Genomic DNA, 26,372 nt, shown 5'->3' with positions numbered 1-26,372 from the left:
CACCAGAACGATTGGAATTTGGAGTTTCAAAATTGGAATTAAAAAATAGAAAATATGCTATACTACTTATTTGAATATTTTGACAAAACATTAGATATACCAGGAACTGGAGTGTTTCAGTATATCACTTTCAGATCAGCTTTAGCTTTAATGCTTTCGTTGCTTTTGTCTACGATTTACGGGAAAAGAGTAATCAACTTTTTACGTCGTCAACAAGTAGGTGAAACGGTTCGTGAGCTTGGTCTTCAAGGGCAAAATGAAAAAGCAGGAACTCCAACGATGGGAGGATTGATTATCATTTTTGCAACTCTTGTCCCTGTTTTGTTGTTTGCACGTTTGCATAATATTTATATCGTATTGCTTATTGTTACTACACTTTGGATGGGGACAATTGGTTTTATTGACGATTATATCAAGATATTCAAAAAAGATAAAGAAGGTTTAAAAGGTATTTTTAAAGTAATTGGACAAGTTGGTTTAGGGGTTATCGTAGGTACAGTTTTGTATTTTAATCCTGCAGTAACCGTGAGAACGGATACAGGAAGAACGGATGTTTTTAAAACATCACAAAGTACAACTGTTGTTTTGCCTGCGCCTGTTGAAGAGAAATCAACAGCAACTACAATTCCTTTTGTAAAAAACAATGAATTTGATTATGCTGAATTATTAGCTTGGACAGGTGATGGATATGAAAAATGGGCTTGGTTGATTTTTATTCCAGTTGTAATTTTTATCATCACAGCCGTTTCTAACGGAGCTAATTTGACAGACGGAATCGATGGTCTCGCGGCAGGGACCTCTGCGATATCGGTGCTCGCACTCGGGATATTTACGTTCGTTTCGGGAAATATTATTTTCTCTAATTATTTGAACATTATGTATATCCCAAATTCGGGAGAAATGACCGTTTTCATATCTGCTTTTGTTGGGGCTTTGATTGGATTTCTTTGGTACAATTCTTATCCAGCATCTGTTTTTATGGGAGATACGGGAAGTTTGACAATTGGAGGAATCATCGCAGTTTTAGCAATTGCCGTTCGAAAAGAATTATTGATTCCATTATTATGCGGAATCTTTTTAGTGGAGAATTTCTCAGTGGTTTTACAAGTGAGTTATTTCAAATTTACTAAAAAGAGATACGGTGAAGGACGCAGAATTTTCTTGATGTCACCTCTTCATCATCACTATCAGAAGAAAGGATATCACGAAAGTAAAATTGTGACCAGATTCTGGGTTGTTGCCATCATGTTAGCCATTTTGTCAATTGTTACTTTAAAGTTGAGATAAATGAGATTGGTGGTTTTAGGAGGAGGAGAAAGCGGTGTAGGTACTGCGATCCTTGGGAAGAAAAAAGGATACGACGTTTTTGTATCTGATTTTGGAAAGATAAAAGAGAGTTATAAAGAAGTTCTTATCATTAATAAAATTGCTTGGGAAGAAGAACAGCATACGGAAGATTTAATTCTGAATGCCGATGTAGTAATGAAAAGCCCTGGAATTCCAGAGAAATCGCCAATCGTAAAAAAGCTGATTGCAGCGGGAATAAAAGTGATTTCGGAAATTGAATTTGCTAAGCCATATACAGAAGCGCTTACTGTTGGAATTACGGGAAGTAATGGTAAAACGACCACAACAATGTTGACGTACCACTTATTGAAATCAGCAGGATTGAATGTAGGATTGGGAGGAAATATTGGAAAAAGCTTTGCTTGGCAAGTTGCCGAAAATAAGTTTGATGCATACGTTCTTGAATTAAGCAGTTTTCAGTTGGATGGAATCATAGATTACAGGCCAGATATTGCCATAATTACAAATATCAGCCCAGATCATTTGGATCGATATGAATACAAATATGAAAATTATATCAATTCGAAGTTCAGAATAACAATGAATCAGACAGAAAGCGATTATCTGATTTATGATGCCGATGATGAAGCGAGTACAGAATGGTTAAGAAACAATACAACAAAAGCGAAATTAATTCCTTTCTCATTGACTAAAAATCTTGAAGAAGGAGCTTCTATAAATAACAACAAAATGGAAATAAAGATCAACCAAGAAGAGTTTACAATGGATACAGAACACATTGCGTTAGAAGGAAAACATAATATGAAAAATGCAATGGCAGCAAGCTCTGTAGCAAAATTGATGCAGATTAGAAATGCAACAATTCGTGAAAGTCTATCTAATTTCCAAGGTGTTGAACACCGTTTAGAAAAAGTATTAAAAATTCAGAATGTACAATATATCAACGATTCAAAAGCAACAAATGTAAACGCTACTTTCTTTGCTTTAGACAGTATGAATGTTCCAACAGTTTGGATCGTAGGTGGAGTTGACAAAGGAAATGATTACAACGAATTAATGTCATTAGTTCGTGAGAAAGTAAAAGCAATTATTTGTTTAGGAATCGATAACAGAAAAATTATCGAAGCTTTCGGAAACGTTGTTGACATTATGGTTGAGGTTAACAATATGAACGACGCAGTAAAAACTGCTCAAAGATTAACAGAAAAAGGTGACGCTGTTTTATTGTCTCCAGCTTGTGCAAGTTTCGATTTATTCGAAAACTACGAAGACAGAGGAAAGCAATTTAAACAAGCGGTTCACAACTTGTAAAAATAGTTTTAAGTTTCAAGTTTCACGTTTAGGTGGAACTTGAAACGTGAAACAAGAAAAACTTGAAACTAAAAACATGAAGGAATTAGTCAACAAATTAAAAGGAGATAGAGTAATATGGTCATTCGTGGCTTTATTAGCGCTGTTTTCGTTTATGCCTGTTTTTAGTGCGAGTAGTAATTTAGCATACATTGGTCACGGAACAGGAAATACGCTGGGTTATTTGGTAAAACATTTAGCGCACGTTTGTATTGGTTTCTTGATTATTTATTGGGTTCACAGAGTTCCATATCACTATTTTAGAGCTATTTCTAAAATTGCTTTGCCAGTAGTTTGGATTTTGTTGCTTTACACATTGTTGAAAGGAACGGTTATTGCCGGAGCAAATGCGAGTCGTTGGATACAGGTTCCTTTCATCGGAATTACGTTTCAGACTTCGACTTTGGCGGCTATCGTGCTGTTTATTTTCGTTGCCCGATATTTATCAAAAACTAAAGAAGAAAATGAGCCTTTTCAGGTGTCATTTATTCAGCTTTGGATTCCGGTTTTTATAACATTGGTATTGATTTTGCCAGCGAACTTTTCGACTACAGCGTTGATTTTTGCAATGGTTTTGATGTTGACGTTCATTGGGAAATATCCCTTAAAGCATATTGGAATTATTATTGGTTCGGGAGTTGCGATGTTGGCATTTTTCCTTTTGGTAGCAAAAGCTTTTCCAGATTCACGATTCTTTAGCAGGGTTTCGACTTGGGAAAGCCGTATCATGAACTTTACCACGGATAAGCCTGATGAAGATGATTATCAAATCGAGAAAGCAAAAATTGCAATTGCATCGGGAAGACTTGGCGGATTAGGGCCTGGGAAAAGTGTTCAGAAAAACTTCCTGCCACAATCTTCTTCCGATTTTATTTATGCCATTATTGTTGAAGAGTACGGATTAGTTGGTGGGGTTGCAATCGTGATTTTGTATTTGTTGCTTTTGTTCCGATTTGTAATCGCATCACATAAAGCCAATACACTGTTTGGAAAACTTGTCGTCGTTGGTCTCGGTTTCCCGATGATATTTCAAGCGATGATTAACATGGCAGTTGCAGTAGAATTATTGCCAGTTACAGGACAGACATTACCATTGATAAGTTCAGGAGGTAGTTCGATTTGGATGACGTGTTTAGGGCTTGGAATTATCATCAGCGTTACAAGGAAAGAGGAAGAAATTGCTGAAGAAAAAGAAGAGAAGGCAAGAAGAAAAGAAGCACTTCAAAGATTAATCGATAAAGAATTGTCTGAAGAAGATTTGCCAGCAGATGAAGTTTATGAAGAAGAACCAATGTATTCTATTGAAGATAATTCAAGAAATCCAATGAATGCGGTTTTAAATAGATAAGATTAAAATATAAGAATTTTTTAAAAAGTTGTAATTTTTAGAACGATGACAAAGTATAAATTCATACTTAGCGGAGGAGGAACAGGAGGTCATATTTATCCTGCAATTGCGATTGCAAATGAATTAAAATTACAATTCCCTGATGCCGAATTTCTTTTTGTTGGAGCCAAAGACAAAATGGAGATGCAAAAAGTGCCTCAGGCTGGTTATGAAATAAAAGGTCTTTGGATTGCGGGATTACAACGCAAATTGACTTTGCAAAATATGATGTTTCCTCTAAAATTGGCAACAAGCTTATTAGAGTCAAGAAGAATCATTAAAAAATTCAAGCCAAATGTAGTGATCGGAACCGGCGGATTTGCTAGCGGACCATTATTACAAGCGGCAGGATCGGCGGGGATTCCAACTGTTATACAGGAACAGAATTCTTTTCCGGGAATAACAAATAAATTGTTGAGCAAAAAAGCAAATGCTATTTGTGTTGCTTATGATAATTTGGAGCGTTTTTTTCCGGCAGATAAAATTGTTTTGACGGGAAATCCAGTGCGTCAGGATTTAATCGATATCAACAGCAAACGCGACGAAGCAATTGCGTTTTACAGTTTAGATCCAAACAAAAAAACATTGTTGGTTTTAGGCGGAAGTTTAGGAGCAAGAAGAATCAATCAGTTAATTGAAAAAGAACTGCAAAATTTTCTTTCACAAGATGTTCAGATTATATGGCAATGTGGAAAATTATATTTTGAAGATTATAAAAAATACAATCAGCAAAACGTACGAGTTGTTGATTTCATTGAAAGAATGGATTTTGTTTACGCCGCAGCCGATGTGATTATTTCAAGAGCTGGCGCGTCATCAGTATCAGAATTATGTATTGTTGGAAAACCAGTAATATTTATTCCGTCGCCAAATGTGGCCGAAGATCATCAAACAAAAAATGCTCAAGCAATTGTAGATGCGAAAGGTGCAATTTTGTTGAGGGAATCTGAATTGGATGGGGAATTCAGTATTGTTTTTGAAGCGTTACTGAAAGATGAAGGAAAACAAAAACAGTTGAGTGATAACATTAAAAAACTTGCAAAACCGAAGGCAACACAAGATATTGTGGCTGAGATTGTGAAGTTAATTAAATAGGCTGTAAGCCGTAAGCAATAAGCTTTAAGCTTATTGTTTTGAAAAAAAACCGCAGTAGTCAGCTTTAAGCCTAAAGCGTACTGCCTAAAGCAAAAAAAAAATGAATTTAAATCAAATACAAAACGTTTATTTTATAGGTATCGGAGGCATCGGAATGAGTGCTCTGGCTCGTTATTTCAAATATATTGGAAAACAGGTTTCAGGTTACGACAAAACGCCATCAATGCTTACAAGTGAATTGATTGAAAGCGGCATTGATATTCATTTTGAAGACAATATTAATTTGATTCCTGCTGATTATTTTGTTGAAAATACATTGGTGATTTTTACTCCAGCAGTACCAAAATCACATTCAGAGTGGAATTATTTTATTGAAAGAAATTATGAAATTAAAAAACGTGCCGAGGTTTTAGGAATTATTACTAAAGACACTTTTAGTTTCGCTGTTGCCGGAACACACGGAAAAACAACAACATCGAGTATTCTAGGTCATATTTTATATGAAAGTGGTGCTGATGTTACGGCGTTTGTGGGCGGAATTGTAGAAAATTATAATTCAAATTTAATTGGAACCGGAAAAACGGTAACAGTTGTTGAAGCAGATGAATTTGATAGATCGTTCTTGCATTTGCATCCAAATATTGCGTGCGTAACCTCTATGGATGCAGACCATTTGGATATTTATGGAACGAGCGATGCGATTCAAGACTCTTTTAGAGAATTTGCCTCAAAAGTAGAAGATAAAAATCATCTTTTTATCACCAAAGAATTGCCTTTAGAGGGCGTTCAATGCGCGATAAATGAAGATGCTGTATATAAGGCGTATAATGTTCGAATTGAAGATGGAAGCTATGTTTTTGATGTTCAAACTCCATCAGAAATAATAAAAGATCTTCATTTTGGATTGCCTGGTAAACACAATTTGATGAATGGATTGATGGCTATTGCGATGGCTAAAACGTACGGCACCCCGACCGACTCTATCGCAAAAGCCATTGCTTCATTCAGAGGGATCAGAAGACGTTTTTCTTATCAGATAAAATCAGATAAGTTAGTTTATATAGATGATTATGCACATCATCCAACAGAAATAAATGCTGTTCATCAAGCAGTTAGGGAGTTGTATCCGGGCAAAAAAGTTTTGGCTATTTTCCAACCGCATTTGTTTAGCAGAACGAAAGATTTTGTGGATGGATTTGCAGAAAGCTTGTCTCAGTTTGACGAAGTATTTTTAATGGATATTTATCCTGCAAGAGAACTTCCGATGGAAGGTGTAACTTCAGAGTGGCTTTTGGGCAAAATGACAAATTCGAACAAAAAAATTGTTGCAAAAGAAGATTTATTGGCAAAAATCAAAGCCAATGATGCACCAATAATTGTAACAATAGGAGCAGGTGATATTGGAGAAATGGTACCATCAATTAAAGAGATGCTAAATGAAAATATTTAATTGGACAAATATTAGATTAGTACTTATTTTCGGACTAGTTCTTTTTCTATATTCCTTCGCGCAACACCGAAATGGAGATAGAAAATTGAAAAAATCTGTGGTTGTTTTTGTAGGAGAAAATGCTCTTTTTGTCAAAGCAGAAACGGTTAATAAATTGTTGATAGAAAATAAAAGAGACGCTTCCAGTATTAGAAAAGATGAAGTAGATTTGAATAAGATAGAAAAAACCCTTGATTCGCAAGACATGATTGAGAAGTCAGATGTTTTTGTAAGTATCGACGGTGTTCTAAAAGCGGTAGTAAAACAGAAGACACCAATAGCAAGGATTCTTGATGGTGACCGATCTTTTTATATTGACTATGAGGGTGGTAAAATGCCCTTGTCAGACAATTTTACGGCGCGAGTTCCTCTTGTTTCAGGGGCAATAAATGAAAAAAATAACGAAGATTTAGCTGCTTTATTTCGCACAATTTATGACGATGCGTTTTTGAAAAAAAACATCATTGCAATACAAATTATGCCTAATGGCAGCCTAAAAATGTTTAATCGAAATTATGATTACTTCATAGATTTCGGTAGAACGATGAATGTTGATAAGAAATTTAGAAACTATAAAGCGTTTTTTCAAAAAGCAGTTTTAGATAGTTCGTTATACAAATACAATAAGATTGACCTTAGGTTTACGGAACAAGTAGTTTGCACAAAATAATAGAAAATGGAAAAAGATAACATTGCAGTAGGTCTAGATATTGGAACGACAAAGATAGTTGCCATGATAGGCAAGAAGAACGAGTATGGCAAATTGGAAATTTTGGGTATTGGAAAATCCAAAAGTCTAGGAGTTGCGAGAGGAGTTGTAAACAACATCACGCAAACTATTCAATCAATCCAGCAAGCAATACTTGAAGCAGAAAACAATTCAGGTTATAAAATAAAAGATGTAGTTGTTGGTATTGCCGGTCAACACATCAGAAGTATTCAACATACAGATTACATCAGCCGCAGTAATCCGGAGGAAGTAATTGGCGAAAAAGATATTCAGCTTTTAATTGATCAGGTAAATAAATTGGCAATGTTGCCAGGTGAAGAAATCATTCACGTTTTGCCTCAAGAATTCAAAATCGACGGACAATCTGAGATTAAAGAACCAATCGGAATGTACGGCGGAAGATTGGAATCTAGTTTTCACGTTGTAGTTGGACAGGCATCTTCAATCAGAAATGTGGGAAGATGTATTCAGAGTTCAGGAATCGAATTGTCTGGATTGACATTAGAGCCATTGGCTTCGGCAGATGCAGTTTTAAGTCAAGAAGAAAAAGAAGCCGGTGTTGCATTGATTGACATCGGAGGTGGAACGACAGATTTAGCCATTTTCAAAGATGGAATCATTCGCCACACTGCTGTAATCCCTTTTGGAGGAAATGTAATTACAGATGATATTAAAGAAGGCTGTTCGATTATCGAAAAACAAGCTGAACTTTTAAAAATAAAATTCGGATCGGCTTGGCCAGGAGAAAATAAAGACAACGAAATTGTTTCTATTCCAGGTTTAAGAGGACGAGAGCCAAAAGAGATTTCGCTTAAAAATTTATCAAAAATCATCCATGCACGTGTGGTGGAAATTATTGAGCAGGTTTTTGCAGAAATCAAAGCTTACGGACACGAAGATCCACGCAAAAAATTGATTGCCGGAATCGTTTTGACAGGAGGAGGCGCTCAATTGAAACATATAAAGCAATTAGTAGAGTATATTACTGGAATGGACACCAGAATTGGATATCCAAACGAGCATTTAGCAGGAAACTCCAGTGAAGAAATTTCGAGCCCATTGTTTGCAACAGCTGTTGGTTTAGTAATGAACAGCATCGAAAACAGTACACAAAGTGCTGTTAGAATGGAAATTGTAAATGAACAGCCGAAAATTGTATACAGAAATGCACCACCGCCAGTTCAACAACGATACGAAGTAGAAGAAAACTACGTTGAAAGAGTAGAAACTATTGAAGAGCCTAGAGAAACAGTTAGGGCAAACAAGGTGGAAGCAGAATCTACAGAAACAAAAATTAGAAGATCATTTTTTGACAGATATGTCGATAAAATCAAAGATTTTTTAGACAACGCTGAGTAATATAATAAACGAAAAGGATTACTTTTTGCCCCAAGTCAAGAAGTAAAAAATGTACTAAATAAGAATTAAAAACCAAAAAGATGATGAGCAACTCAGAATTTGGAAGTATTTCATTTGATTTACCAAAAAACCAATCAAATGTAATCAAAGTAATAGGTGTAGGTGGAGGAGGTAGCAATGCTATCAACCATATGTTTAAACAAGGTATTAAAGGCGTTGATTTCATCGTTTGTAATACTGATCAGCAAGCGCTTCAAAATAGTTCAGTGCCTAACAAGATTCAGTTAGGTATGAATTTGACTGAAGGTCTTGGTGCAGGAGCAAATCCTGATGTAGGACAGCAGTCTGCTATTGAAAGTATTGCCGATATCGAAAAAATGTTGGATCGCAATACTAAAATGGTATTTATTACTGCTGGTATGGGTGGTGGTACAGGTACAGGTGCCGCTCCAGTTATCGCACAATTAGCAAAAGAAAGAGAAATCTTAACAGTAGGTATCGTGACGATTCCGTTTCAATTTGAAGGGAAAGTTCGTCAGGAGCAAGCGCTTTTAGGAATCGAAAAATTACGCAAACAAGTTGACTCTTTGATCGTAATTAACAATAATAAATTAAGAGAAGTTTATGGAAATCTTGGTTTCAAAGCTGGATTCTCAAAAGCTGACGAAGTTTTGGCAACTGCCTCAAGAGGTATTGCTGAAGTAATTACGCACCACTATACTCAAAATATCGATTTACGCGATGCTAAAACAGTTTTGGCAAACAGCGGAACTGCGATTATGGGATCTGCGGTGTCTGAAGGTGAAAACAGAGCAAAAGATGCTATTGTATCTGCACTGGATTCTCCATTGTTGAATGACAATAAAATTACAGGAGCCAAAAACGTATTGTTGCTTATCGTTTCTGGATCTAATGAAATAACGCTTGATGAGATTGGAGAAATCAACGATCACATTCAGGCAGAGGCTGGTTACAATGCAAATATTATCATGGGAGTTGGTGAAGACGAAGCTCTTGGTGAGGCTATTGCTGTAACTATTATTGCGACTGGTTTTGATGTTGAACAACAAAACGAAATCGTTAATACAGAGCCAAAGAAAATTATTCACACGTTAGAAGATGAACAAAGAAGCGTTCACAATTTAACAAACAAACCGCTTGCATCTTTTGATTTGAATGCAGAAACACCTATTGCAAAATCTGAAGATAAAGTTGTTTTTGATCTAATGGAAGATACGGTTGCTCCCGTAGTTCAAACTCCAGTTGCTCCGGTAACACCACCAACAATCAATCAAGAAGAATTGGTAGTGATGTCTGAGTTTATCAAGAATCTTGATGTAACTTTTGAAATCGTTTCGCCAATTACAGATATCGATTTTAAAATTTCTACTCCAGAAGTGCCAGCTTACCAAGAAGTAAAACCGGTACAGCAAAGAACTTTTGAAAAAGAAGAACAAACGACTTTTTCATTTGATTTGCCACTTTTTAGAAGTGAGCCTGAGGTGAAAAAAGAACCAGTTGCAGAGCAAGAGACTAAAATTATGTTTGAGTTGACAAACGAAACTCGTAACATTAAGGTAAATGATCCAGTTTCATTTGTTCCGGTAACTGAACTTTCTGATAACGGAATCATCAAATATTCTCTAGAAGAATATATGGAAGTGGAAAATGATTTAATGGCGTCTAAACCAGTTGAAAAAGTGGTTGAAGATACTGTGCCAGAAGAATTGAACATTACTTTGAAACCAAGAGTTGATTTTGCTAGTCAAGCAGATTATACAACAACGGCTGAAGTTTCTCCAATGGAATTGACAATTGAAGAAACATTGCGTTTGCGTGCTGAAGAGAGAAGAAAGAAACTAAAAGAATTTAATTATAAATTCCACAATAATGTTTCAAGAATTGATGAGTTGGAAAAAGAGCCAGCTTACAAAAGATTAGGAATCGATTTGTCAAATTCTCAATCTAGCAACACTAATTCTAGAATTTCTGTTGGAACAGACAGCAACAACGATTTGCAATTGCGTTCAAATAATTCATTTTTGCACGACAACGTAGATTAGTTTTCAAAATCTTAATATAAGGATGACCCGAAAATTGGATTTAATTTTCGGGTTATTTTTTTTATCTTCGCACAGAATTTAGAAATTTGACTTCCTAAACAGATTTTTAGAGTGAATCTTAATTTCGGTTCGAACGGAGTCGAGAACAAATTCCAAATTAATACAACAATTAATAGGCTTTGGCTTATTTTAAATAAAACATAAACATGAGTTTACAAACACAAATCATGGACGAAATCAAAACGGCCATGAAAGCAAAAGATACTGTAGCTTTAGAAGCTTTAAGAGCTGTTAAATCTGAATTATTATTAGCTTCAACTGCTTCTGGATCTAAAGAAGATTTATCTGAAGATGATGAAATTAAATTACTTCAAAGATTGGTTAAAACTCGTAAAGAAAGCGCAAGAATCTTTACAGAGCAAAACCGTCCTGATTTAGCTGAACCAGAATTGGCTCAAGTAGCAGTAATCGAGAAGTTTTTACCAGCTCAATTAAGCGAAGAAGAAGTAGAAGCTGTAGTAGCAAAAATCATTGCTGAAACAGGCGCTTCTGGAATTGCTTCAATGGGTAAAGTAATGGGATTAGCATCTGCTCAATTAGGCGGAACTGCTGAAGGGAAAACCATTTCTACAATTGTGAAGAAATTACTTTCGTAATAAATTCCAATATTGGAAATTCCAAATTTCAAATTGGAAACTCAATAAAAAAATTCCAAATTCCAAGTTTAAAATTAGAATTTGGAATTTAAAAAATTGAAATTTTAAATCATGACCTCGTAGTTCAACTGGATAGAATATCAGATTTCGGCTCTGAGGGTTGGGGGTTCGAACCCCTCCGGGGTCACTATAAAAAAAATGAAAGCCTGCAAAGTGTATACTTTGCAGGCTTTTTTTGGTTCGAAAATTATTATCTAAAATTTTATTTTTTTGCAATATCAATGTTTACGGCAAATTTTGGTTCGAATGCCGTCAAGTCTCCAAATTTCTAATTATTTGCATATTGAAGATAAAGTTATTAAGTTCACTTTATCAAATAATAGTCTGCTAGATTGATTTGACATAAACTGACTCTGTTTCACAATAAAAAGTAAATGCAAAAAGAATATTCTACAAACTTAACATATCACTATAATTCCTATTTTGGAATTGTTGGAAAAAAAATGAAATGGGAAATAGGTCCTACATGGAAAACCCATCCTGAGTTCTTCGTTTTAGAATTTACTCCAAATAAAGTTCACAACATGTGGACATATTGTAGTGTTGGAATGTCAGCTGATTTAATAGATGATAACTTAATTGAGTTAGTTATTTATTCTCCCAGACAAGATAACTCTTTGGTTGAATTATTGACTGTTCATGCCTCTCATCATCATAGACTGACACCTTTTAATATTCACCATACCTCTAATATTGGAAGACCTTGGCTTGAAAATTCTATCTGTGACCATGCATTTATTTCGTTACCTTATCATGATGGAGAGAATCTAGAAATTTTTCAATTTGAAAAAAAGGTAATTCATTGCTATTGGCTTATTCCAATTACACAAATGGAAAGAGATTATAAAATTGAGCATGGTTGTGAGGCATTAGAAGAATTGTTCGAGGAGAAACAACTGGATTATTTAAATCCATTAAGAAAATCCTTAGTTTAAAAGATTATAATCAGAAATTTTAAATAAAAAAAAATTATGCTATTTGGACTATTTAAAAGTTTAGATGAAAAAGTTAGAGAAGATAAAGAAAACTTGATTTCTAAGTTAAAATCTTCTGATGCAAAGACTCTAATTATTGAAATGGGAAGCAAAAATTTTATTTCAAATAATATCATTAAAAAGCAGAAACGAGACCAATCTCTTGGAAGTGAAGATTATTCTAGTTGGTTTGCTTACAGGATTTCGGATGAATTAAGTGACCCATCCTTAAAGCCAGAACTTATCGAATTACTTAAAGACAAAGATTTTTTTCAATATAAACAATACGTTTTAAGATGTTTAAGCAGTTTGTGCGTAAACTGTAAAGATTATGAACTTTTTGACTTTTTGATTTCAGAACTCGAAAAAACTGACAAAGAAGAAGTAATTACAACCGTTTTAAGCAGACTGAATGAATTAAGAAAACCAGCCACGCTCAATATTGATTATCTTAAACAATTACTATTAACGGGAACTTATCAGAATAGGATTGATGCACTTAATGCCTTAAAAAACTCAGAACATAAAGATTTAGAAGAGATTTTAATATTAAAACTGAAGACTAGTGATCAGCATACTAAATGTATGATTTGTGCAACCCTTAGATCTACTGGAACAACAAAATCATTAGAAACGTTGAAGGCAGAATTTAAAAGAACAAGAAGCAATGATTTAAAATATTTCATTGAAAGTGCAATAGATGAAATAAATGAGCGAGAAAATAGTAGAATCTAAACATTTAAGTACCAACCAAAATCTTTAAATCTTCTAACAAAAGGTTCGAATTCTGTACCGTAAAGGTCACTAAAAAAGCCTATTTCGTTTTGAAATAGGCTTTTTTTTATGTTTTGTCTCGTCCATTTTTTTAACAAAGAGAACTAAATAAATTTATCTTATTTTTTTTACTAGACTTAATACAACTGTTTTATTTTTCCATCTTTTACAATATACAACCCATCTTCACACATGATATATACATTAAATTTGGTTTTTTTAATATTTGCAAACCAGCCAGGGAGTTTATATTGTTTCAATATTTTATCATCTATTAACTGCCCGTAATATCCATATTGCATCCCAGTTTTCCCATCTGTTCCATTTCCTGAAATATGCACAATGTTGTCTTTTTGAAGAATTTCACTAACTTCACTGCATAAATCTAGATAAGCTAATGTGTCAGTTTTAGTTTTATTTTTTTTGTAGAGCTTCAAATTATCACTTACACCATATGGATAATTAACTACATCTCTTCTATATTCCGTTTCTGGTATCGTTTTTACATATACCCAATCTTTCATATAATCAGTCCCTTGAAATTTGTAGACTTTATTTTCATATGTACGAATACAAAGCTGCTCCTTTGGATTTGAAATTATTTCCATTGGAAAAAAAATTCTAGTATCAAAAGTTATTGTTTCCCAAGAATTTCCAAAATCTTTTGAAATATGCATTCGAGAATAATCCGATTCGTGAATTCCTATCCAACTATCAATTCCAACAAGAATCTTTTTGTCAGTAAAAGTTATATCCTTAAACATCAATGATGTTTTAATATTTTTCCAAGTTTTTGCGCCATTTATCGAATACATTAATTCAAAATACCTACAGGCAATAACAGAGTCTTTTGAAATATCAATAATATTATTGACATACCTATTTTCCTTTTTTGAAAGTTTAGCAGTTGTATCCCCTATAGTTTTTACTATATCAGTTGTACTTTTAAAAGTTTCTTTTTTAACTTCCAGTTCATTTATTGCGTTCTTTTTACAACTAATTGCAAAAAACAAAATAACTAAATATACCCTATATTGTCTTTTCATAAAAAAACAGTTAACCTATTTATATAGCTAATATATCACTATTTTAAAAGATAAAACTAATAAACATTATTCAAGATTTTTAAATCTTCTCGTAAACGGTTCGAATTCTGTACCGTCAAGGTCACTATGAAATTGAAAAGCCTGAGAATTTATATTCTCAGGCTTTTTTATTGATTAAAAAAATCATATTTCCATTAAAACTATTGCCCAAATCCATTGTAGTTGCTTTTATGTGTTCAGACTTTCATTTAGTTATCTCTCAATTTTCGTCAATTTAATACTATCTGTGACGCTTCTAAATCCATGTAAATATTCATTTTTTATATGATATTTTGTGGAATCGGTTGTCAAATAATACTCGTTACCTTTTGTAATAAATTTGCCATCCAAAAAACTAGTTGATGAACCTGGATTTACACTTTCACTAATGCTAAAAGTATTTTCTAGTTTCCAATGTGTTATTTCAAATACTGTATCTTTGATACTAAATGTCCAACTTTCAGCTATTTTTTTTGTGTGTCTCTCAATTCCATTTTTAAATAAGAAATACATTAAGACAGCAGAAATGATAGAGTTAATTACAAAAATCTTCGAATACTCTTTTTTGATAAAATATAGAAGAAAAGCAATAACAAGGTTTATTATGATTACTGCCGGAACGACTAGTATTATTGCTATGGAAATACTCTGATCTGGGTCGTTTTCTTTTACCCAAAACCAAATAACGATAAAGTCAATTATCGTTAGCAATAGTATTTTTATAAATAACTTCATTTTTCTTTTTTAAAAGTCAATGTTTACAAATAATTTCGGTTCGAACCCTGCCATATATTTCCAATTTCTGAAATTATATTTTTGTTTATCCTGTAGGGAGATGCAAAATCTTGTTTTAATTTTAAAAATAAATTTGAATAGAGGAAGTTTTATTTTAAATCTCACCTCTCTTATTATTCGATATTTTCAATTTGTCCACTTTTATATAGTTTGTTAATTATTACTTGTAACTCTTGCCATTCTATATTTTTTGCTTCGTTTTTATACCTTTCAGTTGATCGCATAAAAGACCAAAGAAACCAAGCATTGATATGGCCAAATTCTGGAGGGTTACTTAAAACAACTTCGACTGTTTGTTGATGTTTTTTGTTGTAAAAGCGACATTCTCCACCATGAAAACAATAATTCCAACGTTCTGATAGTTTTCCTTTTCTTGGAATATTTTTATTACTTCGAGATATTAATTGGGTATAATCATCTATTTTATTTATGTCAAGATCAAATTTTTTTCCAAGTTCAAACATTAAATTTTTCCCTTGAATTCGATAATCAACAATGGCTTGTTTTATGATATTAGAATCAACTTTGGTTGTGTTGAAAAAGTTTTTAAACCAATTTTGTATCATTTTAAAATAAGTTGTTCGATTTCCATTTTTTGAGAAAAAGTCGGGTATAAGTTGCATGTATGCAATTTTAAGATTCTCAAAAATAAGATTTTACTTTATTTTCATCCATTCAAATTTCCCTTGTTGTTCTACAATAATGCTTATGACTTTTCCATTTGTAATTTTGAACTCGCATTTAATATCAAGGAGATTTTTTAGTTGAAATTGTGTTTCAGATTGAAAAATTAGCGGAAAAGAACCCTGTCCTGAGATATTAGCGCTTAAACCATCCTTTACCTTTGTAATAGTAATGGTTCTTTTGGGCTCAGAAGTCAAACTATAAACTCCGATGTAGGTTTTTAAAACATCGTCATTCAAAATGGTTTCTTTTTGCAATGATTTTCTCAATAGAATTTCAGGAACTTTTATTGAAAGTTCATCCCTTGGTGCATTTTCAGAATTGAAAAGTAATACAATGTAAAGTTGTTGATCCGGAAAATAGGCTTCGTAGGTAAGGAAACCGTTTTTAGCGCCTCCATGATCAATTCTTTTCAGGCCATTTATTTCGGTAATATTCCATCCAAATCCGTAGTTTGTTGATGTTCCATCTTTAAGTTTAAAAGGGGTAAAAGCCAAATCCAGTAATTCCTTTTTTAGAATTTTATAAGATAAAAGACCAGCTTGCCATTTTTGTAAATCTATTGATGTGGAAAGCAAACCACCAGCAGCATAACCAATAGTTGCGCTCCAAAATTCAACTTTTCCGTATTGATCTCCAGCTTTAAAATATCCAGATGAGCGATTATTTATAATTTTTTCATCGCTGTCATAATATGTATCTGTCATTTCCAATGGAATAAAAATATTTTCAGATAAATATTCTGAGTAAGTTTTGCCGCTGACTTTCTCAATTATGTATCCTAAAAGAATATAATCGGAATTGCAATAGGCATATTTTGTTCCTGGCTCATATTCCAAAGGAATGTTCTTGAAAATGTTTATCAATTCACTCGGTGTATAATCAAGTCTTTCGCCATATTTCTGTCCTGTATCGACATGTAGATAGTCTTTTAGACCAGACGTATGAGATAATAAATTTTCGATTAAAATATTGTTTGCAGGAAAATCTGGAATGTATTTTTGGACATTATCGGTCAATGCAATTTTTCGCTGGCTTACTAACTGAAGAATGGAAATTGCGGTGAATTGTTTGGTAATAGAAGCTAAGCTGAAGACAGTTTGTGGCTTTGCTGGTACATTTAATTCTAGGTTTGCACTACCAAATGCCTTTTCGTAAATTATTTTCCCATTTTGCGATACAAGTACAGAGCAACCTGGCGTTTTAGAAGAAAAATGCGATGTGAAAAGTTGATCCAGTTCTTTTTCTGATTGGAAATTTTGACAATAACTGTTTAGGCACAAGAAAAAGAAAACAGTCTGAGTGAATAATCGTTTCATTTTTGTTTCGTTTTTTGCGTTTAACACTTTGTAGATGTCTCTAAATATATTGCAAGAGAAAATCTTTCATATGATTGTTTCAAAAATGTTATGAATAAACAAGTTACTTTCTAAACTCATTTTTATTTAAGATTGTTTCTTAGAATTCTTAAACAAAATAAAAATCGAAAAGAAAAATACAGCAAGGTAAACAAATGCTAAGGCTGGCTTCTCAAATTTTAATGTTTCAAAGTCGAATTGCTTAAACAATACGACCCCCAAAATGATTGCGATAATCGAAAAAGTAAATCGTAATGCACCTTTATTTTCCATGTTTAAATGTTTTAGTAGAAATTAAAATTCTTTTCTGGTTATAAAGCTAATATAATGAAATATTTAATTCTGTTTTTATATTTTAGCAAAGTAGAGAATATTGAAGTTTCTGATCCCCAAATCAATTTTAAAATATGCTTGCATTCTTTTTTATCGGAATTTTGATTGCTCTTGCTTTGCTAGTAATTGTATTCAGAATTATTGAACCTATTTATTTATTGATATTCAACAAGCCCCTGTACTTGTTTTGGTATCCAATTTTGCAACATATCGATCCGAAAGATAAAACCATCTTAGGACGAGAATTTCCGTATTATTTAAATTTATCGGACAAAAAGAAAAGGTATTTTGAGCACCGTGTGAAATGTTTTATCAAACATTATAAGTTTGAAGGCAAAGACATTGAAGTTACACAGGAAATGAAAGTAATTATTGCGGGGACTTATGTAATGTTGACTTTTGGAATGCGGAATTATCTGCTAGAATTGTTTGAAAATATTATTATTTACCCAACATCCTATTATTCGAGAATTAATGACGCTTATCATAAAGGAGAATATAATCCGAGGATGAAAGCGGTTGTTTTTTCTTGGGAAGATTTCCATAGCGGACATTCAACAAAAGATAATATTAATTTGGGATTACACGAGTTTGCGCATGTTTTGCATTTTTATTCCCGAAAAAGCTCAGATCCAGGCGCAGTTATTTTCTATGATGAATTTAGCGAAATAGAAAAATATTTCGATGACGAATATTTGTCTAATATGCTTAAGGAAAGACATTATTTTAGAGATTATGCTTATACCAATAAGTTTGAGTTTCTGGCCGTAATTCTAGAGCATTTTTTTGAAACTCCGGAAATTTTTAAAAAAGAATTTCCAGAGCTGTTTGAACGTGTCAGATTAATGATTAATTACAAAGAAATATAGAAGCTTTATTTCTTTGAAAAAATATTCTCTACAACCCAAGCCGGGCCAATTAGTAAAAACTGCAGATCTTTTAAGAAAGAAGGTTTTTTGCCTTCGATATTATGACCATAAAATTGTCCAATCCAAGCGATTACAAATACGCCAATTGAAAACATCCATAAAGGCACAAACTGACCGATGTAATAATTTAAAACCAAACAAATACCCGAGAAAATGGCAATTTTAACCGCCATGGTAATTGATAATCTAATATAAAAAACAAGAACAAAAAGTAAAATTACAAAAGCCCAGTTTTCGATTATAGGCATTTTTAAATTTAAAGAATTTGAGATAATTCCGCTTGGAATACTCATTAGCAGACCAACAATCGAAAAGAAAATTGCCGGTACGCAAACGTAATGTATTGCTTTGTTTTTTGGGTTTTGATGACTTACGGCATATTCAGCAAACCATTGATCTAATGTTCTCATTTTTTGTGGTTTTAATAGTTAGTTGACGTAAATCTAATGAAATTTCTTTTTGCTTTTTCGTTTGGTAATTGTAGAAAGGAATTTCTCTCGCAGATTCTGCACATTTAACGGATTTTCTTTTTTAGATTAAAATCTGCTACATCTACAAAATCGACGTGAAATCAAATTTAGATTTTTTGAGGAACGTTATACTCAAAAACATTATCCCATAATTCATCAATTGTAATGAGTGATTCCCTAACTGGAAGAACAGTCCATTTTCCGTTATTTTCAATACCAAGACCAATGCTTTTTAATTTAAATAAAGCATCATTGACATCAAAATCCAAATCGGTTTTTAATTGAGTTTTAAACCAAGATTCAATCTCATCATCAAGCTCTTTGGCGGTTAGCGGTTTGTCGCTTTTGTATAAAAATGAATATGCCAAAATAGTTTCTTTCATAACTTCTTCTTCAGAAGAATTTAAGAGCGAATAAAATGCACCACTGTTATTTCCGAGATTCTTGAAGTACAAGCTATCAGAAAGCAATTTAGAATAGCGGATTTTTTTGTTTATAAAATTATTGTATTGACGAAAACAATATGCAGCTAAAATTCCCAATGCAATCAAACCTTGATTTAATGAAGTTTTACTGTTTAATAGATCTATAGTTTCGCCTGTTTCATAAGCATTAGACATGTTGATTAAAGCAGGAATTACTTTGGCGCTTAACAATGAAATTCCACCAAAGATCCCTGGAACCCACAATAACATTTTATCCTTGATTGACATTCTCGGAATTGCATTTGGGAAAATCGTTTCAAGATCATTTTTTGGAACACGCTTAAAGATTTTCAATGCAATCGAACCGGGATCAATTGGCATTTTGCCTAATTTGACTTTCTTTTTGTTTAGAAAATCTTCGTCGCTGTAGTTCAAATAAACCAAGACACGATCGTAATATTCAATTTCGATTTCTTTTTTCCAAAAGAAATATTTTTTGATTTTTTCCTTTGCTTTATGATGCCCACGTGCATAAAGTTCGAAATCTTTGAAAGCGTTGAAATCAATAGAGAGATTCAATCCAATTAAATCAGAATCGTTGAATGCCTCATCCAGTGCTTTCTGATCAATTTTGTAATAATTCCCGCGTTCTAAAACCTGAAGTAGTGTTTCTTTGAATACCGAAAAATCAATTTTACCAATAAATTGCTTACGCTCTTTTTTGCTTAAATCTGGATCAAACAGAGCATAGTTTTGTTTTAAATTCTTGTTGAGATTAAAAGATTCGTAATGATAATAGTGTTCGATAATGTCAAACAATTTTTTTAAATCAGTTTCTTCTTCAGCGTTTTTAGCAAAAGCAGCGATTTGCTGTTCCAATAAAAAATCTTTGTTGAACGGAATATAATGTTCTAAGGTCATGTTGATTTCTGGGCTTTTATGCGTGGCATTTACAGAACACAAAAATACTGCCTGAAATTCGATTTCTAAAAAGTTTTTTAGTGATTTTACTTTTTGAATTGTAAAGTTTTAAGTTTTTTTTCTCGCAGATTCAGCAGATTAGAAAAATTGTAAAGTATTAAAATATTTTTATTAGAAAAATCCGCTACAGTTGCTTGAATCTTTGGGAATATTTAACAACATCAAAATAGTTGAAATAAAAAAGTGAGATTTAAATCGGTTCCAGCGATTTAAGATCCCACTTAAAAGTTCCAAAAAAAAGTGACAAAATTTACCTGATTTCTTTATCAGAAATCTTATTCTACAAGAATAAATGATTAGGCAAGTTTAATATAAAATAAAATTGTGACGATGCGTATTTATACCTGTTTTTGTGATTGAACGTAAAGTATTAGTCATTGAATTGATTTTTGATAGTGAATAGCATTAAAAATCAAATCCCGAAAAGATAGGTCTTTCAGGATTTGAATCTCAAAATAACATTCATTCATATTTTAAATTATTCGATATAAAATAGAATTCTTTTGGCTCTGTTAAATCGCACTATATCTAGTTTAATGTTTTTTTTATAAGATGCGAAACAATGTCGCGATGTGCTTTCTCCATCAATAAATAGTCTTTCTTTATATTGTCTGCTTTAATTCCTTGTACAGTACCTTTTACGCACTGTCTAATATAATATTTTGAGACTCCATATTTTAAAAACAAAGCCTCTAGTATAGTAGAATTGTAGGAATTATAGTTTTTTGTCTTACTTTTGTCCATTGTTTAGTTTGTTTTAAATAGTGAAACAAATATAGATGATAATTTTCAACAAAAACAATTATTTTGAAAATAATTTCGTACAAAAATGAGTGCAGTTCTAGATAATATAAAATGTTTGGCTGATAATGAAGGGATTGGAATTACAAAGCTAGAAGAAAAAATTGGTGCTAGCAAAGGTGTCTTATCGCGTGCTATTGCTAAAAATAGCGATATTCAAGTAAAATGGATCAGTAAAATTGTTGAAATATATCCACAATATAGCTGTGAATGGTTGATAAGAAATGAAGGCCCTATGTTAAGACGAACTGCAAATTTACAATCTGAAACTACAAATCAAGATTTTTCATCACATTATAAAGATCTCGCTGATTCCCGAAAGGAAACCATCGAAAGTCTGAAAAAAGAAATCTTGTATTTAGAAGATAAGGTTGCCGTTTATAAGAAAAAAGAAGAATAATCTCATTTGACATTAATTCTTAGTCTTTTTTTTCATTAAATAATAATAGACATTTGAGTCTCCTTCCGTCAAAATGTTTGCACTTACAAAATCATATCCATTTGCAGACATGAAATTTAGAGCGTCAATGATTGAGTTGAAAATTAAAACTTGTCCGTTTTCATCTTTGATGCGCGAAATCTCGGCATTGTTCGAAAGAAGTTTTGTTTTTTGCCCGATGTCGATTGAAATATTCAATTTTGAAGTCATAAATCGGGAAGTTCCAATAATCTGTAAATAATCAACATTAAGTTCTTTAATCGGAATGCCGTTTATGGTTTGTCCAAAACTTGCCAAGCTGCATGATAAAGCGAAAAAAAGTAGTAGTTTGTTCATTTTCTTTAAATTAAGATTAACATGTTTGTTAATCTCAAAAAAGATGCCGATTTGTAAACTAAATCTGTAATTCTAACCAATTAGTACATTTTGATAAAAAAAAGCTGCAAATTAAGATTACAGCTTTTTGGAAATTCTTTTTGTGTTTAATTAATTGGCTATATAAACATTATCTTGGTTAATTTTAATCTTATTTTCAGGTTTTTTGTACCATTCGGCAAAAGTATTGTATGCGTCTTCATTTTCAGATTTCCAATCGTTGAATTCAGTTTCGGCACCCAATTGAAAAAGATATCGGCTGTAAATATCCAAAAAGTCAAGATCAAGCAACTTTTTTTGATATTCTAACAACACGTTAGGATATTTTTTGAAATCTTTTTTAAAATAAAGCTTGATGAACTCTGTTCTTATCCTAGCGAGAGAATTCAGATTAATTTCATTTTGCCCCACAGTAGCCAATATAAAGTTGCTGCCGAAATAACTGCAAAAAGGAAGTTTCGTTCCTTTATCATTTATGGTATTTGCATCGATTACAATATTGCAAAGATCAATTTTAGTGTTATTACCATTAAAAGTTATGCTGTTTTTATAAGTTTCATAAAGCTTTTTACTCATGTTTTGTGTACGTTTTGTTGTTCGTTCTAAATTCATGAAAATTTCGCCATATAGTAAGCCGGTAAGTTTATCATTTGAGTTTAAATATAAAAGTGCAGCTCGGTAATAATTAGAAGGATACATAGGATCGACTTCGATTCCTTTTTCGAAATAAGAAATAGCATTTCCATATTTTTCTTGTCCCTCCATAACGACTCCTTTTTCTAAGTATAATCGTCCTGCATTTGGGAATTTTTTTAAGCCTTCGTCATAAACACGTATCGCTTTTTCAGGCTGTCCGACATAATCATAAGCATTTCCCAATAATTGGTAATAATCAGCTTGCAGTCCGTTGTAGTTTTTGATTTTTTCAAGTTGATTTACAGCGTTTTGATATTCTTTTTTGTAGGTATAAGCTAATGCGATTTCGTATGGATAAGCATGATCTGTAGGATCTACTTTTTCACATTCTTTTAGCATTGCAATACTTTCGTCATATTGGCCAGCATCCATAAGTTTTACAGCGGTGTAGATTTCTTGGCATTTGAATTCTTTCTTTTGAGCCTGTAAGTTTAAAACAAAACAAAATAAACTGAATGTTAAAAGATGTTTTTTCATTTTTAAAGGTTAGTGGTTAGTTAAACAAATATGGATATTTTCTGCGTCTTATTTTTACGGAAAAACATAATTTTTTTGTTTGACTTTTTTTTTGAAGAGAAAAATAATTTTAGAATGTAAACTCTTATAGAGATTTAATTCTTTACAAGATTTTTTTTATTATTTGAATACAGAAAAAATCGAAAGAATTTACTTAGATAAAAATTTCAATTCTGAAAGTTTTTACTTAATTTTAAGATTATAATACTACATCATTCTTTTTAAGAAAAAGAGAAATAAAACTGGCCCCATGATAGTTGAAGTTTTCAAAACAAATGTGCAGAAAGAAGCCGACAAAAACTACGTTGTTGCCGTAATACAATCTCAATTCCCAAATTATAAAATTAACTTTGATTTAGAAGACTGCGATAAAATATTGCGAGTTGAAGGCGTTGACGTGGAATTTGACAATATTATCGATTATGTGAATTGTTTGGGGTATACTTGCGTGAGGTTGGAGTAGATTTTATTTCAAGCTTTGAATCAGTTTTTTTGTTTTGTTCTCTCATAAATTTCTAATTTCTTTATAAAGCAGTACAATTTAATTATGTGATTAGAATGTTTAGAAGTCTCTTTTAATTTTTTATTTTCTCTATTTTCAGTTTGATTAAATCAGGTGTTTATACTTATTTTTACAGGATTTTTTTTTACTTAATTTCGAGCCGTAAATAGTAATTTTATGTTTATTCGACCAAAAAACTTTTAGTTAATTTATTATGGGGAAAACTAATATAACAACAGCTTTTAATGCCAGAGAAGAACGAATTTCGGCTAAAATTATTGAAATTCTCGGAACCGACCAATATTTTGATTCAAAATCAGAATTGTACACCATTGATGAAGGAACTCTTAAAGGTTTTTTTCCTAGAGAAGCAAGCCTAAAAACGATCGCTGATATAACTTCAAGGTCATCTTTATTTAATTATGAAGAAGGAAGTATTGCTTTGAATCAAACTATACCTGTCTTAATTACTTATACAATTCAGGGAGCTTCTTCCTTGCAAATTAATGGCGCTAATGCTGGTATTAATGGAGAAAATACAATACCTACAAAATTGATGCTACCTAATTATAGATTCGAAATATCCGTGAAAACACCAACTCCTCTAGGGCCTTGGACGTTTTCGGTTTCGGAAATCCAAATGCCATATGGTAAACCACGCAAGATGTCTCCCGCAATTATACAAGGTAGTGGTACTGCTATTAGTGTGTTAATTTATACTGTTTAAACTACTTAAAGATGAATTACAAATTGTTTATCATTAGAGCGATTGTTGTATGTTTTATGCTAGCAGGAGTTTCTCGTTTGAATGCTCAAACATTAGGCCAGGATGCGGATGGCTATAGTAGTATTGTTGTTCCGGCAGCGGCTTTTAACTTAGATATTAGTAATAATACCTCTGCTGTTTTTACCTTAAATAAAGAGTTTTCAAAAATAGTTGAAAAAAGTATTCCAAAATCTATTTTAGAATGTTGGCCAAGTGATGAAATAAAGATTGATGAGTCAAAAAGCCAAAAAGTTAAAAATTGTATGTCAGAGATCTTAAAATCAAGATTTAGGGAAAGCAGTTGGTTATGGGGTGCAGAAATTAAAGGTGGTATAAAAGACGGAATAGGAACGTTGTTTTCTGGAGAAAAAGTGGCCTCTTCTGCAACAGTTGGAGGATTGATTGGATGGAAAAAAACATGGCCTTCTTTAAAAAATGATGGTATTGATAAAATATATGTGGCTTTTGAAGGAGATGACCAATCTAAAAAAATAAGCAAAATTAAGGCCGAGATCACCAAAGAATTGCTTACGACTGTACTCAATCAAACAGGAGCGAACAGAAGTTTGCTTGATATTGATACTACAAAGATAAAACCTGATGATTATGTTCAATTTTATGAGAATGCAATCCAAACTCTTGATCTTTTTAAAGAAGAAGAAATAAAAAATCTAGAAAAAAAAAATCTAGAAATAAAAAGTAAGTATTTGGAATCGATTACATATTTAGATGGACTGATTGACGGTGGTTTAGAAGAAATAAAAATTTATTTTGAACAGAAAGATTTTATTGATGAGCTGGAAAATCTTAAAAAACAATTTTCGATAGAGGAAAATGCTACTAAAAAGGAAAAAATTGCAAAGCAGATTGCTAAAGTAAAAATAAACATAAGTAATAATGAAAAGTGGTATGGAACAAGAGAGGCTTTAAGAAATCAAATCTATAAAGATTGTTTTATTGTTGCTAAAGAAAAAATTGAAATTGTTTACCCTGGCTATTCGTTTACCGAACCATTTGATAAAGCAAATTGGGACAACGTTTCTGAAAAAGTAAAGAAAGATCTGGAAAAAACCACAGCTGAAGTAGCTTATCTTAACGGAGCTCATACAAAAACTGTAACAAAAGAAATTACGACTCTTAAGGGTATTTTTAACAAATTAGTAGAGGAGTACAAATCGCAAAAAGAGGTAAATAAAAAGTTAGATGCCCTTAATACAACAATTGCAAAAAACATTTCTTTAAATTCTTTTCTTTTATATTTAAGACCCAGCGTTAAAGGAGATTCGTACAAATATGATTTGGCTAATGATAGTACTTCAGTTGCAGACAGATTTGTAGATCGCACATTTAATGGCTATACTATTGAAATTGGCAGTACTTATAATTTTCGTAAATATCATTTTATGGGACTAAGCACTAGTGTAAATTATACTAATAATATAAGTGCATTAACCACTACGACCTATAAATTAGAGAAACAAGACACGTCAATCACAGATGGTGAATTTACAACTTCTGAAGAAATTAAAGCTTTATCTGGAGCTTTTGATTCTTATATGCGATATGATTTTAATTTCGATTATGTTTATTTAATGCCTATGAAAGAAAGTTCAGATAGTGAAAAAACAAGTGCCATATATTTATCTATCAATCCTTATTTAAGGCACCGAATCTATGACAAAAGTGATACGCTAAAAAACAATACAATTTTCGGGCTCGGACTACATGCCTATAATAGCAGCGATAATAAATTAATGGGAGGTCTTTTTGTACAAACTACTGATTTATTTGGAGTCCATGCAGGAGATGATAGCTCTTTAGGAAAAAGAATTGTTTTTGGTATTATAGCAAAATATAGCATAACTGGGCTTAAACTAGAAAAAAACTAAAAAATAGATCTTCTAAAAAGACTCCTATACGAAGAAGTTGAAAAATCATGGTTTTAAAATAAAAAAGCTGTAAAACCTAAATT

The 26,372-nt window shown here is 32.3% G+C and carries 26 protein-coding genes and 1 tRNA gene; 17 read left to right on the top strand and 10 right to left on the bottom strand.

What is annotated here, in order from left to right; all coding sequences use genetic code 11:
* Positions 1–54 precede the first annotated feature (54 nt).
* The 12 genes from mraY (at position 55) to AAYQ19_RS16680 (ending at position 13,206) form a co-directional block, all read left to right on the top strand.
* On the top strand, positions 55–1,287 hold the full coding sequence (mraY, locus tag AAYQ19_RS16735; protein WP_343537796.1) for a phospho-N-acetylmuramoyl-pentapeptide-transferase: 1,233 nt from the start codon (positions 55–57) through the stop codon (positions 1,285–1,287).
* Positions 1,288–2,619, top strand: a complete 1,332-nt coding sequence (murD, locus tag AAYQ19_RS16730; RefSeq protein WP_343537795.1) for a UDP-N-acetylmuramoyl-L-alanine--D-glutamate ligase — start codon at positions 1,288–1,290, stop codon at positions 2,617–2,619.
* Positions 2,620–2,695: 76 nt separating this feature from the next.
* Complete coding sequence (locus AAYQ19_RS16725) at positions 2,696–4,006, top strand: FtsW/RodA/SpoVE family cell cycle protein (protein ID WP_343537794.1); 1,311 nt, start codon at positions 2,696–2,698, stop codon at positions 4,004–4,006.
* 45 nt (positions 4,007–4,051) lie between these two features.
* Positions 4,052–5,140 (top strand): undecaprenyldiphospho-muramoylpentapeptide beta-N-acetylglucosaminyltransferase, encoded by a 1,089-nt coding sequence (murG, locus tag AAYQ19_RS16720; RefSeq protein ID WP_343537793.1) that lies wholly within the window; start codon positions 4,052–4,054, stop codon positions 5,138–5,140.
* Positions 5,141–5,240: 100 nt separating this feature from the next.
* Positions 5,241–6,590 (top strand): UDP-N-acetylmuramate--L-alanine ligase, encoded by a 1,350-nt coding sequence (gene murC, locus AAYQ19_RS16715; protein ID WP_343537792.1) that lies wholly within the window; start codon positions 5,241–5,243, stop codon positions 6,588–6,590.
* On the top strand, positions 6,577–7,299 hold the full coding sequence (locus tag AAYQ19_RS16710; protein ID WP_343537791.1) for a cell division protein FtsQ/DivIB: 723 nt from the start codon (positions 6,577–6,579) through the stop codon (positions 7,297–7,299). Before murC ends, AAYQ19_RS16710 begins: the two co-directional genes overlap by 14 nt.
* 6 nt (positions 7,300–7,305) lie before the next feature.
* Entirely contained in the window at positions 7,306–8,718 is a 1,413-nt protein-coding gene (ftsA, locus tag AAYQ19_RS16705) for a cell division protein FtsA (protein ID WP_343537790.1), read from the top strand.
* A gap of 80 nt (positions 8,719–8,798) precedes the next feature.
* Complete coding sequence (gene ftsZ, locus AAYQ19_RS16700) at positions 8,799–10,781, top strand: cell division protein FtsZ (protein WP_343537789.1); 1,983 nt, start codon at positions 8,799–8,801, stop codon at positions 10,779–10,781.
* Between the two features lie 206 nt (positions 10,782–10,987).
* On the top strand, positions 10,988–11,437 hold the full coding sequence (locus tag AAYQ19_RS16695; RefSeq protein ID WP_111422792.1) for a GatB/YqeY domain-containing protein: 450 nt from the start codon (positions 10,988–10,990) through the stop codon (positions 11,435–11,437).
* A gap of 113 nt (positions 11,438–11,550) precedes the next feature.
* Positions 11,551–11,624: transfer RNA gene (locus AAYQ19_RS16690), tRNA-Arg, on the top strand.
* Positions 11,625–11,871: 247 nt separating this feature from the next.
* Positions 11,872–12,432: a suppressor of fused domain protein gene (locus AAYQ19_RS16685; RefSeq protein WP_343537784.1), complete on the top strand. Its 561-nt coding sequence runs from the start codon at positions 11,872–11,874 to the stop codon at positions 12,430–12,432.
* 36 nt (positions 12,433–12,468) lie between these two features.
* On the top strand, positions 12,469–13,206 hold the full coding sequence (locus tag AAYQ19_RS16680; protein ID WP_343537782.1) for a hypothetical protein: 738 nt from the start codon (positions 12,469–12,471) through the stop codon (positions 13,204–13,206).
* Positions 13,207–13,382: 176 nt separating this feature from the next.
* On the opposite strand, the gene AAYQ19_RS16675 is transcribed toward AAYQ19_RS16680, so the two are convergent.
* The 5 genes from AAYQ19_RS16675 to AAYQ19_RS16655 all read right to left on the bottom strand — a co-directional run bounded on the left by AAYQ19_RS16675 (position 13,383) and on the right by AAYQ19_RS16655 (position 17,440).
* Positions 13,383–14,291: a beta propeller repeat protein gene (locus tag AAYQ19_RS16675; RefSeq protein WP_343537780.1), complete on the bottom strand. Its 909-nt coding sequence runs from the start codon at positions 14,289–14,291 to the stop codon at positions 13,383–13,385.
* Between the two features lie 252 nt (positions 14,292–14,543).
* Positions 14,544–15,065, bottom strand: coding sequence for a hypothetical protein (locus tag AAYQ19_RS16670; RefSeq protein WP_343537779.1), 522 nt, complete (start codon positions 15,063–15,065; stop codon positions 14,544–14,546).
* A gap of 173 nt (positions 15,066–15,238) precedes the next feature.
* Positions 15,239–15,748 carry a DUF6896 domain-containing protein gene (locus AAYQ19_RS16665; RefSeq protein WP_343537777.1) on the bottom strand — a complete coding sequence of 170 codons (510 nt, stop codon included), beginning with the start codon at positions 15,746–15,748 and terminating at the stop codon, positions 15,239–15,241.
* Positions 15,749–15,781: 33 nt separating this feature from the next.
* Positions 15,782–17,128 (bottom strand): serine hydrolase domain-containing protein, encoded by a 1,347-nt coding sequence (locus tag AAYQ19_RS16660; protein ID WP_343537776.1) that lies wholly within the window; start codon positions 17,126–17,128, stop codon positions 15,782–15,784.
* Between the two features lie 126 nt (positions 17,129–17,254).
* A complete protein-coding gene (locus tag AAYQ19_RS16655; protein ID WP_343537775.1) occupies positions 17,255–17,440 on the bottom strand; it encodes a hypothetical protein in 186 nt (61 codons plus the stop codon).
* 134 nt (positions 17,441–17,574) lie between these two features.
* Here AAYQ19_RS16655 and AAYQ19_RS16650 point away from each other — a divergent pair, with 134 nt between their 5' ends.
* On the top strand, positions 17,575–18,369 hold the full coding sequence (locus AAYQ19_RS16650) for a zinc-dependent peptidase (protein ID WP_343537773.1): 795 nt from the start codon (positions 17,575–17,577) through the stop codon (positions 18,367–18,369).
* 5 nt (positions 18,370–18,374) lie between these two features.
* Here AAYQ19_RS16650 and AAYQ19_RS16645 read toward each other — a convergent pair whose 3' ends face one another.
* The 3 genes from AAYQ19_RS16645 to AAYQ19_RS16635 all read right to left on the bottom strand — a co-directional run bounded on the left by AAYQ19_RS16645 (position 18,375) and on the right by AAYQ19_RS16635 (position 21,049).
* Entirely contained in the window at positions 18,375–18,839 is a 465-nt protein-coding gene (locus AAYQ19_RS16645) for an Mpo1 family 2-hydroxy fatty acid dioxygenase (RefSeq protein WP_343537771.1), read from the bottom strand.
* Between the two features lie 167 nt (positions 18,840–19,006).
* Positions 19,007–20,245: a TMEM143 family protein gene (locus tag AAYQ19_RS16640; protein WP_343537769.1), complete on the bottom strand. Its 1,239-nt coding sequence runs from the start codon at positions 20,243–20,245 to the stop codon at positions 19,007–19,009.
* 588 nt (positions 20,246–20,833) lie between these two features.
* Entirely contained in the window at positions 20,834–21,049 is a 216-nt protein-coding gene (locus tag AAYQ19_RS16635) for a hypothetical protein (RefSeq protein WP_343537768.1), read from the bottom strand.
* A gap of 85 nt (positions 21,050–21,134) precedes the next feature.
* Here AAYQ19_RS16635 and AAYQ19_RS16630 point away from each other — a divergent pair, with 85 nt between their 5' ends.
* The gene (locus AAYQ19_RS16630) at positions 21,135–21,506 is read left to right on the top strand and encodes a hypothetical protein (protein WP_343537766.1); all 372 of its coding nucleotides are present in this window, start codon (positions 21,135–21,137) and stop codon (positions 21,504–21,506) included.
* A gap of 12 nt (positions 21,507–21,518) precedes the next feature.
* Here AAYQ19_RS16630 and AAYQ19_RS16625 read toward each other — a convergent pair whose 3' ends face one another.
* Together AAYQ19_RS16625 and AAYQ19_RS16620 are read right to left on the bottom strand one after the other, a co-directional pair.
* On the bottom strand, positions 21,519–21,881 hold the full coding sequence (locus AAYQ19_RS16625; RefSeq protein WP_343537765.1) for a hypothetical protein: 363 nt from the start codon (positions 21,879–21,881) through the stop codon (positions 21,519–21,521).
* 150 nt (positions 21,882–22,031) lie between these two features.
* The gene (locus AAYQ19_RS16620) at positions 22,032–23,093 is read right to left on the bottom strand and encodes a tetratricopeptide repeat protein (RefSeq protein WP_343537764.1); all 1,062 of its coding nucleotides are present in this window, start codon (positions 23,091–23,093) and stop codon (positions 22,032–22,034) included.
* A gap of 289 nt (positions 23,094–23,382) precedes the next feature.
* On the opposite strand from AAYQ19_RS16620, the gene AAYQ19_RS16615 reads away from it, so the two are divergent.
* The 3 genes from AAYQ19_RS16615 to AAYQ19_RS16605 all read left to right on the top strand — a co-directional run bounded on the left by AAYQ19_RS16615 (position 23,383) and on the right by AAYQ19_RS16605 (position 26,289).
* Entirely contained in the window at positions 23,383–23,595 is a 213-nt protein-coding gene (locus tag AAYQ19_RS16615) for a hypothetical protein (RefSeq protein ID WP_343537763.1), read from the top strand.
* A 253-nt stretch (positions 23,596–23,848) separates the two neighbouring features.
* On the top strand, positions 23,849–24,361 hold the full coding sequence (locus AAYQ19_RS16610; protein ID WP_343537762.1) for a hypothetical protein: 513 nt from the start codon (positions 23,849–23,851) through the stop codon (positions 24,359–24,361).
* A gap of 11 nt (positions 24,362–24,372) precedes the next feature.
* On the top strand, positions 24,373–26,289 hold the full coding sequence (locus AAYQ19_RS16605; RefSeq protein ID WP_343537761.1) for a hypothetical protein: 1,917 nt from the start codon (positions 24,373–24,375) through the stop codon (positions 26,287–26,289).
* Positions 26,290–26,372: the final 83 nt, after the last annotated feature.

Source organism: Flavobacterium mesophilum (assembly GCF_039581405.1).
GTDB lineage: Bacteria > Bacteroidota > Bacteroidia > Flavobacteriales > Flavobacteriaceae > Flavobacterium.
This window is presented reverse-complemented; position numbering and strand designations above follow the sequence as displayed.

Excerpts from the sequence above, each read along its gene's own strand:
- AAYQ19_RS16610 (WP_343537762.1), top strand. The coding sequence starts at position 23,849 with ATGGGGAAAACTAATATAACAACAGCTTTTAATGCCAGAGAAGAACGA.
- AAYQ19_RS16660 (WP_343537776.1), bottom strand. The coding sequence starts at position 17,128 with ATGAAACGATTATTCACTCAGACTGTTTTCTTTTTCTTGTGCCTAAAC.
- AAYQ19_RS16620 (WP_343537764.1), bottom strand. The coding sequence starts at position 23,093 with ATGAAAAAACATCTTTTAACATTCAGTTTATTTTGTTTTGTTTTAAAC.
- ftsA (WP_343537790.1), top strand. The coding sequence starts at position 7,306 with ATGGAAAAAGATAACATTGCAGTAGGTCTAGATATTGGAACGACAAAG.
- mraY (WP_343537796.1), top strand. The coding sequence starts at position 55 with ATGCTATACTACTTATTTGAATATTTTGACAAAACATTAGATATACCA.
- AAYQ19_RS16695 (WP_111422792.1), top strand. The coding sequence starts at position 10,988 with ATGAGTTTACAAACACAAATCATGGACGAAATCAAAACGGCCATGAAA.
- murD (WP_343537795.1), top strand. The coding sequence starts at position 1,288 with ATGAGATTGGTGGTTTTAGGAGGAGGAGAAAGCGGTGTAGGTACTGCG.
- murG (WP_343537793.1), top strand. The coding sequence starts at position 4,052 with ATGACAAAGTATAAATTCATACTTAGCGGAGGAGGAACAGGAGGTCAT.
- AAYQ19_RS16655 (WP_343537775.1), bottom strand. The coding sequence starts at position 17,440 with ATGGAAAATAAAGGTGCATTACGATTTACTTTTTCGATTATCGCAATC.
- AAYQ19_RS16725 (WP_343537794.1), top strand. The coding sequence starts at position 2,696 with ATGAAGGAATTAGTCAACAAATTAAAAGGAGATAGAGTAATATGGTCA.
- AAYQ19_RS16635 (WP_343537768.1), bottom strand. The coding sequence starts at position 21,049 with ATGGACAAAAGTAAGACAAAAAACTATAATTCCTACAATTCTACTATA.
- AAYQ19_RS16685 (WP_343537784.1), top strand. The coding sequence starts at position 11,872 with ATGCAAAAAGAATATTCTACAAACTTAACATATCACTATAATTCCTAT.
- AAYQ19_RS16605 (WP_343537761.1), top strand. The coding sequence starts at position 24,373 with ATGAATTACAAATTGTTTATCATTAGAGCGATTGTTGTATGTTTTATG.
- murC (WP_343537792.1), top strand. The coding sequence starts at position 5,241 with ATGAATTTAAATCAAATACAAAACGTTTATTTTATAGGTATCGGAGGC.
- AAYQ19_RS16615 (WP_343537763.1), top strand. The coding sequence starts at position 23,383 with ATGATAGTTGAAGTTTTCAAAACAAATGTGCAGAAAGAAGCCGACAAA.
- AAYQ19_RS16680 (WP_343537782.1), top strand. The coding sequence starts at position 12,469 with ATGCTATTTGGACTATTTAAAAGTTTAGATGAAAAAGTTAGAGAAGAT.
- AAYQ19_RS16665 (WP_343537777.1), bottom strand. The coding sequence starts at position 15,748 with ATGCAACTTATACCCGACTTTTTCTCAAAAAATGGAAATCGAACAACT.
- AAYQ19_RS16645 (WP_343537771.1), bottom strand. The coding sequence starts at position 18,839 with ATGAGAACATTAGATCAATGGTTTGCTGAATATGCCGTAAGTCATCAA.
- AAYQ19_RS16650 (WP_343537773.1), top strand. The coding sequence starts at position 17,575 with ATGCTTGCATTCTTTTTTATCGGAATTTTGATTGCTCTTGCTTTGCTA.
- ftsZ (WP_343537789.1), top strand. The coding sequence starts at position 8,799 with ATGATGAGCAACTCAGAATTTGGAAGTATTTCATTTGATTTACCAAAA.
- AAYQ19_RS16640 (WP_343537769.1), bottom strand. The coding sequence starts at position 20,245 with ATGACCTTAGAACATTATATTCCGTTCAACAAAGATTTTTTATTGGAA.
- AAYQ19_RS16670 (WP_343537779.1), bottom strand. The coding sequence starts at position 15,065 with ATGAAGTTATTTATAAAAATACTATTGCTAACGATAATTGACTTTATC.
- AAYQ19_RS16625 (WP_343537765.1), bottom strand. The coding sequence starts at position 21,881 with ATGAACAAACTACTACTTTTTTTCGCTTTATCATGCAGCTTGGCAAGT.
- AAYQ19_RS16710 (WP_343537791.1), top strand. The coding sequence starts at position 6,577 with ATGAAAATATTTAATTGGACAAATATTAGATTAGTACTTATTTTCGGA.
- AAYQ19_RS16675 (WP_343537780.1), bottom strand. The coding sequence starts at position 14,291 with ATGAAAAGACAATATAGGGTATATTTAGTTATTTTGTTTTTTGCAATT.
- AAYQ19_RS16630 (WP_343537766.1), top strand. The coding sequence starts at position 21,135 with ATGAGTGCAGTTCTAGATAATATAAAATGTTTGGCTGATAATGAAGGG.